Origin of the sequence: Prevotella conceptionensis 9403948 (genome assembly GCF_000312305.1) — a bacterium.
Classification (GTDB): Bacteria; Bacteroidota; Bacteroidia; order Bacteroidales; family Bacteroidaceae; genus Prevotella; species Prevotella conceptionensis.
In genome coordinates, this window is the sequence record NZ_HE999447.1 from 233,489 (window position 1) to 243,274 (window position 9,786).

At 46.1% G+C, this 9,786-nt stretch carries 6 protein-coding genes, 1 tRNA gene and 2 pseudogenes; 2 read left to right on the forward strand and 7 right to left on the reverse strand.

Translation table 11 applies throughout. The features are described 5' to 3' along the window. Window positions 1-25: 25 nt before the first annotated feature. The 3 genes and pseudogenes from BN93_RS08840 to BN93_RS08850 form a co-directional block, all read right to left on the reverse strand. Complete coding sequence (locus BN93_RS08840; RefSeq protein WP_019187981.1) at window positions 26-601, reverse strand: LutC/YkgG family protein; 576 nt, start codon at window positions 599-601, stop codon at window positions 26-28. After that, a complete protein-coding gene (locus tag BN93_RS08845) occupies window positions 598-1,968 on the reverse strand; it encodes a lactate utilization protein B (RefSeq protein ID WP_019187982.1) in 1,371 nt (456 codons plus the stop codon). Before BN93_RS08845 ends, BN93_RS08840 begins: the two co-directional genes overlap by 4 nt. Beyond that, window positions 1,965-2,704 (reverse strand): annotated as a pseudogene (locus BN93_RS08850) ((Fe-S)-binding protein). Before BN93_RS08850 ends, BN93_RS08845 begins: the two are co-directional and overlap by 4 nt. A 365-nt stretch (window positions 2,705-3,069) precedes the next feature. Here BN93_RS08850 and BN93_RS18615 point away from each other — a divergent pair. Together BN93_RS18615 and BN93_RS08855 are read left to right on the forward strand one after the other, a co-directional pair. Beyond that, window positions 3,070-3,222, forward strand: a complete 153-nt coding sequence (locus BN93_RS18615) for a hypothetical protein (protein WP_157462780.1) — start codon at window positions 3,070-3,072, stop codon at window positions 3,220-3,222. Continuing rightward, window positions 3,208-3,281: transfer RNA gene (locus tag BN93_RS08855), tRNA-Gln, on the forward strand. The genes BN93_RS18615 and BN93_RS08855 overlap by 15 nt, the downstream gene beginning before the upstream one ends. Before the next feature lie 1,461 nt (window positions 3,282-4,742). Here BN93_RS08855 and BN93_RS08860 read toward each other — a convergent pair. From BN93_RS08860 to BN93_RS08875, 4 genes and pseudogenes are all read right to left on the reverse strand, one after another. Beyond that, on the reverse strand, window positions 4,743-7,349 hold the full coding sequence (locus BN93_RS08860; RefSeq protein WP_044260245.1) for a DUF5686 family protein: 2,607 nt from the start codon (window positions 7,347-7,349) through the stop codon (window positions 4,743-4,745). Between the two features lie 325 nt (window positions 7,350-7,674). Then, entirely contained in the window at window positions 7,675-8,430 is a 756-nt protein-coding gene (locus BN93_RS08865) for an HAD family hydrolase (protein ID WP_232211149.1), read from the reverse strand. Window positions 8,431-8,435: 5 nt separating this feature from the next. Then, window positions 8,436-9,377, reverse strand: coding sequence for a CDP-alcohol phosphatidyltransferase family protein (locus BN93_RS08870; RefSeq protein ID WP_019187986.1), 942 nt, complete (start codon window positions 9,375-9,377; stop codon window positions 8,436-8,438). Further along, window positions 9,370-9,786: pseudogene (locus tag BN93_RS08875) on the reverse strand (hypothetical protein); the annotation flags it as partial. The gene BN93_RS08870 and the pseudogene BN93_RS08875, both read right to left, overlap by 8 nt.

The window sequence follows — 9,786 nt, forward strand, 5'->3', positions numbered from 1 at the left end:
AGGGCACGGCAAATGGACGTGTACCCTACGTCAACACCACTGTTACGCCACGTGCTGCCTGTGCACCCATTACCAAAGCCTGCTCGATGTCGGCCGTCTTAGATGGTCCGCTGATAAAGCAGCCATAACCATAATCGTTCATCGCAATCTTCGTGTATGCCTCGTGCATGTTGTGCACAAGTTTATTGCGATCGAGCAGCAACACCAACTCTTCGCTAATGAACATCACCGCCTTTTCTTTCATTGTTTGCGGAACCCAAACGCAAGCGTTTTCTGCCACGCCCAATTCACCCCGTAGTATGCCCACATCTGTTCCGTTAAGGTCTTGTGCCTCGGCCACCGTATCGGGATTTAGCGTGGCAATCGTTATTTCGGGCAAGTTAGAGGCAAAAACCTTGGCATCGGGATAAAGTCGTTTGATGGCCTCGTTCACGTCTTCGCCATCTCCCAGCACAGCAACCTTACCGCCAACTGCAACCACCATCTCGCAAAACTGCGCCAGAGGGTCGTCGTAAACAATGCCAACCATGTTCATATCAGGCATGTCGCAACGCACGTGCGTGTTGCGTTTCAACTTCTCAAACAAGTCTTCTTTCTTCATTTCACCTTTCCTTTCTTCCACATTTGTTCAAACGACTCACTAGCAAACACGGGCATCTCCCTACCCTTTCCCCAATCGTTCAACCCATGATAAACCAAAAAGCGGGGCAAATGGTTAACGATGGGCGCGAATTTAAGCGACATGCTGAACAGCGATGGATTATAAAACAACATGCCCATGCCGTTAGAGATAAGCTTCTTGGTTGAGTTGGCAAGGCCCAAGCCACTTAACGACTGCCGCCAAGCATACACTTGCGAACCAGGCGCTACCTTCGTGGGGCACACATTGTCGCACGACAGGCAAAGCGAACAAGCAGAAAGGTTGCCGCTATGTTGCTGTGGACTTTTAAACATGCCCAAGTTGATGCCTATGGGACCAGGGATGAAGTAAGAATAAGAGTAGCCGGTGGAACGGCGATACACCGGACAAGTGTTCATACAAGCGCCACATCTGATACATTTTAAGGTTTGCCAATGCTCATCATTGGCAATCATGTCGCTCCTTCCGTTGTCAACAATCACCACGTGCATCTCTCCTCCTGGTCGTGCTTTCCTAAAATGTGAGGTGTATGTGGTTGAAGGCTGACCCGTTGCGCTACGGCACAGCAGCCGTTGGAACACAGCCAACGAACGATAATCGGGCACAATCTTCTCCAATCCCATTACGGCGATGTGCAATTTAGGCACAGACGTGCTCATGTCTGCATTGCCTTCGTTGGTACAAACCACGATGTCGCCCGTTTCGGCAACGCCAAAGTTGCATCCAGTAAGGCCCGCATCGGCATCCATAAAGTCGTTACGCAAGCTGTGTCTTGCACATTGCGTAAGGTATGTGGGGTCGTAATTGCCAATCTCTTTGCTAATACCCTCGCGTTCAAACAGCTCTCCCACCTCTTCGCGCGTAACATGTATGGCGGGCACCACGATATGACTAGGCTTTTCGTCTAGCAATTGTAAGATACGTTCGCCCAAGTCTGTTTCCACCACATGGATACCTTGTGCCTCCAAATAAGGGTTCAACTCGCATTCTTCTGTAAGCATCGACTTACTTTTCACCAATTTCTTCACCCCGTGCTGCTGTAATATCTCCAACACGGTTTGATTAAATTCTCGCGCATCTTCCGCCCAATGCACAATCACGCCATTGTCTTCTAGGTTCTTAGAAAACTGCTCCAAATACTGAGCCAGATGTGTAGCCGTATGCCGCTTTATTTCGCTGGCATGCTCGCGAAGGCTCTCCCATTCGGGCAACTTGTGTTCCATGAGGTCGCGTTTGCCGCGCATCAACCAAAAAGTTTGGTCGTGTCGCGTTATCTTATCCACGTTCTTCAATGCAGCAGCGGCTTTTTTAGAATGTAAGGTACTCATAATCCTGCGGCTAAAATTTGTGCAATATGAATAAACTTAATGGGGCTTTTCTCTCTTCTAGCCACCCCTTCCATGTGCATCAGGCACGAACTATCGGGCCCCGTAACGTATTGTGCCCCCGTATCAATGTGCCGCTGTATCTTGTCGTGCCCCATTTTCACCGACACTTCTGGCTCTTCTATGGCGAACATGCCGCCAAATCCGCAACACTCGTCTTTGCGTTCGGGTTCTTTTACGGTAATTCCTTCCACCAGTTGCAACAGGTCTACCATTTTGTTATAGGTGGAATGTTCAGTTCTGATGGTGCAGAAAGTCCCAATTCCCTAACGCCGTGGCAGCTGTTATGCACACTTACCACAAATGGGAAACGCCCTGGAAGAGCCTTTACTTGAAGGATGTCGTGCAGAAACTCCACAATATCCATCGTCTTTGTAGATGTTTCACAGGCGTGTTTCCCGCCGCCAAGCAAGCGTGGATAGTGTGTTCTTACGAAAGCCGCGCACGATGCCGACGGTGCAACGACGTAATCAAACGCTTTAAACATGTTTTCATACTTCTCGGCCAACGGTACTGCCTTATCTTCAAACCCCGCATTGGCCATAGGCTGACCGCAACAAGTCTGCTTTAAGGGATAGGTTACGTCCACCCCAAAGTGTTTTAATAACTTATATGTAGCCACGCCTGCCTCGGGATACAAGGCATTAACATAGCATGGAACAAACAAACCGACTCTCATTTTTCTTTCTCGCTAAATGTTTATTTGCAAATATAGTGAAAATATACCAACTAAAAACAAACCCTAAAAAAACGTTTTGCATTTGAGGAAATTTAACGGAGAAAGGAAATGGGTACGCCCCAGTAAAGCGTATCTACCCAAGATAGCCGCACAACAAACAACAACAACCCATAACGCAGGGTGCAGACAAACCCTAACATTCAAGACCACCAACGGCTAGAACCGTTGACAACGTGACGAAACACCCTCATTAACAAAAAATGCTGTACATAAACACAGATTCAAAGTGACATACCTAAGGCTGATATTACGACAACACTAACATACAATTGCGGCAATAAAGACTGCCATAACGCCTTATCCCCATGCAAGAAGGCTTTGTTTACGCTCCTCAAAAATACAAGTACGCCATAACAACCCTGCTTTATATAAAGGCAAAAAAGTTAATAAATCGTTTGGCAAATACGAAAAAAGTAGTAACTTTGCAGTGCAAAAACAAGCATTGGGATATGGTGTAATGGTAACACTACAGATTCTGGTCCTGTCATTCTTGGTTCGAGTCCGAGTATCCCAACCAACAAGCGCATCTTCTTCATGGAGATGCGCTTTTTATTTACCCATCGCATTGTTGTAAAATTGAAAAGACGAAAAGGGTGAAAAGGTGAAAAATGGCTCACGCCCTTTAAAAGGTGAAAAGGTAAAAGAGTGAAAAAGTGAAAAGATGGCTCACGCCCTTTAAAAGGTGAAAGGATGGCTGCACCTATTAACTTGTCAACTTGTTAACTCATCAACTTGTTAACTTATCAACTTGTTAACTTATCAACTTGTTAACTTATCAACTTAGCAACTTGTTAACTCGTCAACTTGTCAACTCGTCAACTTGTCAACTCGTCAACTTGTTAACCCATGAACTTGTTAACCCATGAACTCGCCAACTAAAACATGTCAAATTTTCAGTTCAAATTTTAACATTATGACTACCCTTTTTCTCAACCGATTGCCTACCTCACCGCAAAAAATCGATTCTCGCGAAGGTTGGTTTTGATGCAAAAAGGGGGTACATGTAAATGCAGACAAAATGAATTTTTATTTAAAAGAAACGTCTTTTGCACCAGCTTTTGGGCTATTAGCGGCAAAACGCGGTGCGTTTTGATGCTAAATACAGTGCAATATGGTGCTAAATGCCTTGCGTTTTGGTGCAAAATGCAGTGCGTTTTGGTGTTAAATGCAAGGTGAAATGGTGCTAAATGCAGTGCGATTTGCCGCTAAATGCGAGGTAAGATGAATAAAAATGCAGTGCAATGGTATAAACAAAACCTTTATGAGACATTAAAAACATGGCCAAAAAGGGCAAAATAGCCGTTAAAAAGTAGGGTTTTAGGGTCTAAAAGTGGGTCGTTGGGCTTGAAAAATTACGAGTTGGCAACCAAAATAGAAAGGCGAAATGGTGCAAAATGCAGATTCTTCTCCTAAAAACAGACAAGACAAAAGGTGTGAAAGGCTAGAAATAGGGGCAATTAACCTACTTTTGAACCATTATTTTCGCTAGAAAGGAGCGGCAGACAGGGTATGTTTTGTAAACCTTTTTGTAACATTTTAACTAAAATCGGCCGTTAGAGCCTGTGCAGACTTTGTTTGGTCGTTGAGCATATTGTCTGCCTTATCTTTGAAGGCATAGCGGGCTACGTCGCGAGAATAAGACTGGAAAGAATGCCGACAAGCAAACGAAAGATGGACAGGAAACGATGGAAAAACAACCTAAAATATTTGATAAGCGGATAATGAACGATTGGGGTTTATAGTCAAACAGAATTGGATTTGGAAAGCCATAGTTGCATCGTAAGCAAACAAAAGTCCTCCTTTTCCTCTGCGTAAGGGTTTATTGATGTCATGCAGCGCACGTCTTGCATTCTTCTAACAACTATTTCCAAATGCAATTCCGTTTGACTATAATACATTCGTTTACAAACAAAAAGATGGGGCTGTTCGAACAATGAATGCTTTCGAACAGCCCCGTATTGTAAACAGAAGTACGGCTTTAAAAACTCATGCGCATCATCAGTCGCACACCTTGCTTATGCGCGGTGGGCAACTCATTGTAGTTTAACCTACGCACATATTGCACATGGAACAACTTGAAAATGTTGTGCACACCCACTATCAACTCCATATAAGGACGCTTGGGGTTCATTACATGCGATCCTTCTGGGAAATACATCAATGTTGCATCGCCCATGTTTTGGAACAAAAAGGGATTATTCTTATCTGTAAGCGAACCCCATAGGCCTTTAAAACCGATGTACTCGCGCCATTTCAGCTTTTTAAGCAGTGGTATGCGGTTGAATATCTTACCGTTCATGTCCCATGCAAGGTCAACGCTAGCATACCTGTCGTTAAGAAATTCCATGTTGTTTATCAGGTTGAACGAACCTTTCTGTACGATGTACGACAGGTTGGCGGCAGGCATAATCAACAAGGGGAAGGGCACTTTGTCCCATTGTGCACCCGCTCGCAGTTGCACATCAAACTTACCCCAGCTTCTCAGCCAAAAACGTTTCAGCAGTCCCACTTCCGAAAAGTTGTAGCGATACTGTCCGCCCAACACGCCATTTAATCCCACGGCGTGCGAAAGCGTAATCACAGGGGCCTCCAAGTTAATGGCAATACGCCTTTGCTTGGTGTTGATAAAGGTACGTCCTGGCGCAATTTCCAACTCGAAACGCAGTTCCGTTGTGCGTATCTTACCATTGTGCAACAGGCTACTAACATCCGTATCAGGAAAGATAATGGGCGGGAAAAAACTGCTTAGTTTCTCGAAGAACAAAGAACCAGCAGCCTCGTTCTCCTCAGTTCGAAGGCTTAGTGTGGTTTTCATCCCCCACTCTTCTTCGCGTTCTAAGGTAAGCTGTTGGCGATTATAGAACATCATCGCGTCTACCTTCGCCCACTTTAAGGCCGTAAACACGTTGTCTTTGTCGGTTCGCAAGAACTTATCCGAGGGCGACATGATGTCGTAAGTAGACTTGAACGACACCGTTCGCTTGGGAAACTCGCGCGGCAGATATTCTTTTCTGTTGAACGAATAGGTTATTTCGCCGCTATAATAGTTCTTTTTGCTACCCCATCCACGCGCCATATATCCTGCCAAAAACCAATGTGGGCTAAGGTTTGCCGTGGTTTGCGCACTGATACGTGTTCTAAATCCGTCGATAAAGTTTCTTGTAAACATCGTATTTACTGGTCCGATGTCCACTTTGCTGGGGTGGTTTTTCCCACCTGTCTCAACAAAATTTTCTATTAAGGCTTTCAAGCCGAAGATAATGTACTTAAAACCCTTCATTTGTTCCACGCGATGCACGAACTCGTCCATCGACGACTCGCTTTTGCTAAGTTCCACTGCGCGATATTTCTTCCAAAAAGCCTCGTCGCGCATCATGGCATCGGCCTCACGCCTTTCGCGCCCACTGCCCTTAAATAGCTTAGCGGGCAATTCGTCGAAAGCATAGTTGTTCAGGCGTGTGGTTCGGATAACGATGGCTTTCTGCAGCAGGTCGTTCACTTCAATCTCGGCAATCATATCGTCTTCGCTCAACGCCCACTCACCGTTTTCAAGCTGTGTAAACTCTTGTCGCACTTGTAGATGCTGCACAAAGTTAACGCCGCTCTGTATGGGTAGCGTAAGGTTGCAACGCTTAACGTGCAGGGTTGAGTCGGCCACAACATATAGTTCGCCACGAAAACCAATATCTTGTCCGTTGTTTGGGGTGAATTGCAGGTGGTAACACAGGTGTTTACCCACATATACAGTATCTTCAATGTAATAACGGTAAAAGCTAATGGCACTGTTACCAATGGGGCTAGTAAAGTGGTGGCGCAGCAGTCGCACATCGTTGTCGTAGATGTTCACGTCTGTAAACACATCTTTGAGCATGATGTCCATGATGTCGCCCGTTTGTATTAGCTGATTAATGCCTGCGTTGCTCTGTCCCTTTATAATGTCGCGTTCGGTCTTGGGTTGCTTGCGATATAGGTGTTGGGTAACGGTCTCGTCTACCGACACAGGCAAAATAAGTTTGTTGTTATAAGGGCAATGTTCAACTTGGTCGAGCATCCAACGTCTTTTGCCGATAAAACCACTATCTATTTGCGTTGTCGTAATGTCGTTCAGGGCCAGCGTTATCTTTTGATACTTGGTGTATTGAAAGAAGTCGTGGTTCTCCAATTGCGTGCGTTTCTTTGCCGCAATCACCCTCCGCATCAACTCAACAGCAGGATTATCCTTGCGCGAATACTTGCCCCGTTTCTGCCTTACCACCACTTCGGCCAGCTGCCGAGTGTCGGATTTGAGCTTTATGTTTAAGGTTTTGGGCGTAGACGCCTTAACAACCACTTGCACGGGAGCATAGCCCACGGCACTGAAAGTAAGCACAAGTCCCTCTTTTCGCACGATGGTGTATTCGCCCTTAGCCGTACCCGACACGGCTATATGGTGCCCTTTGTAACTAACACTGGGATAATATATGGTGTCGCCAGTGGCTGCATCGGTAACAATACCCGTGAGAACGCCCTCTGTTTGGGCCGAAACAGCTAAGCCCGTAAAGAGCAAAGCAAATACCATCAATAGTCTACTTATCTTATAACTCATCTCTTAAATTTACTGTTTTAACATCGTGGCCTTCTCTCGTAAAGACGCAAACAACAGCCATAGGACTGCAAGGAGAAGTTCACAAAAACCATTAACGCAGCCCGAATGGGCATATACCCCAACGTTTTCGTTAAGCCAAATGAACAATGTAGAGCTTGCTCGGACATTGTCATGGCGAGAAAACGCACTTTTCGAGGAACGAGAAAAGAACGTTTTCGTTAAGCCAAATGAACAATGTAGAGTTTGCTTGGACATTGTCATGGCGAGAAAACGCACTTTTCGAGGAACAAAAACAACACCGTTGGGGCTAATCGGCAAGTCAATACTAGTCTAACAAGTCCTCCAAATCCTGAATTATCATTTGCGGTATGCTTTCGTCGTGGGGCTTATCCTCCCAAGGTTCGCCCTTAAACCATGCCGTTGGGCAACCCAACGAGTGTGCTGGCACTATGTCTTTATCAAAACTATCGCCCACCACCAGAACCTTTTCGGCAGGCAGTTTCAAGGTTTCGATACCCAGCGCAAATATCTTTGGGTCGGGTTTTCGCACGCCTACAACCGCCGATTCGATAACGTCTTCGAAGAGTTCGAGCAGAAAGTAATCGTAGAGAACGGTCTTTATGTTGCCATAGAAATTGCTGACCAGCACCAGCGGATAACGCTTGCGCAGTTGTTCGAGCACGAAACGGCTATGGTCGAGCGTTCTTTTCAAGTTGCGAGCAAGGTATGTCAGCATCACGTCGTGCATGATATCGAGTTCCAATTGCGGAACATCCAGCACCTTGTTGTCGCGCAAATACGCCAGTTGCATCTGCAACTTGGTACTTAACACTGCATCGAACGTAAAGTCGGGCATGATTATTTTGTTGGTTGCCAACGTGCGTTCAACATGCACATAGGCGGCTCTGTAATCGCTTTCGCTAACAGGTACGTCCGCAAATTGGTACGCATGCCAAATAACTTGCCCCCAATGCTTGCCACTGGTGTCGAGGGTTGCACCGTAATCGAATATTATTCCCTCGATGCCAAGGGCGTTAAGCTTGCTGAACGAGTATTCTTTTGTTATCATGTTTTCGTGCATACGTGTTATTGCTTTATCGTGTTCGAACACCTTTCGCACAGTTCCTCGTGCTGCTTGTGCATGTAAATGTATATGCCGCTCAACACTGTGAGTTCGAAAAGAAAGTAAACCCACGGGCAATTAGCTAGGCATGTGACATACAGAACAATGGCGCGTAGGTTGAAACTGAGCATGTTGGTGTACTTCATCAACGGTCTACTGCCCTGCAAGAAGTCGTTGCGCAGTTGGGTTGGAGCCTTTTCTGCATCGCCGTATGTGCCATTAAGCTGTGCGAAGAGAACCTGAAACTTGGGCGTACGTTTCTCTTGACTCTTGCAATAGTTGGCGTAATTATAATAAAACAGACGCTTAAACCATTGCCCACGCTTAGGCAGAGCCTCGAAGATAGCACGCTGTTGGGCGTAAGTGTCTAGCTCGCTGCCTTTCTTTCCTTTTAAAAACAGCAGGTGTATCTGCCTGTAATAGTCGGCCAAAGAACTTTGTGGCGAGTGACACAGCAGTCCCGACACGGCAGCTAAAGCCCAAATCCATAAGCCCCACTTAACGTTGGTGTAGGGAATAAGGCTCGACTGCAAGCGCAAACAGAGGGCAAGATAGATGCTGAAAAACCACAAGTCGCCCGAAAATCCGTCGAGAACGCGCCCCAAAAGCGTTTTCTTGCCAGTAAGACGAGCCATTTGTCCATCGGTAGAATCGCAGAAGTTGGCCAACATCAGCAAGCATACGCCCATGATGTTATGGGTAAGGTCGGGGAAGTAGAACATATAGCCCGCCCCAACTCCCAAGAAAATGGAGAGTATGGTAATGACATTGGGGTGTATTCCCAGCTTGTTCCACAATAAAGCGAACACCAACCCGATGGGACGGGTGAAGTATATGTCGATGGTTTCTTCTGTGTCGCTAGATTTTAACGACTCGCGAAACAGGGTTTTGAATTTATTATCCATTCTTCTGTTGTGAGTTATTTTGTGCTGCAAGCAGCCGGTTTACCAATAACGAAATGGCGTCGGCAGCCTGCTCGCGACATGGCGAAAAGCTGGGCCAATCGTTAAAGTCGATGATGAAAAAGCGGCCCTCGCAGTCTACAATGCAGTCGCCACCATACACGTCAATGCCTGTTAGCCGTGCCAAACGCATTGCCACAACCCTAAGTTCGGATAAGTTGAAACCGAAATGCTGGGCAATGCCGTTGCGTTTTTCGTTGCCGAACTTGGAATGACCATTGTCTGTGGGATAGAAATACCAAAAAAAACTATCGCCAACGCCGTAAAACTTAATGAGATCGCCCACCACATGGGCACTAACTACCACGTCGTCAACTCCGCGCAGCACAAAATTGCGCTTGGTTTGCTCAAC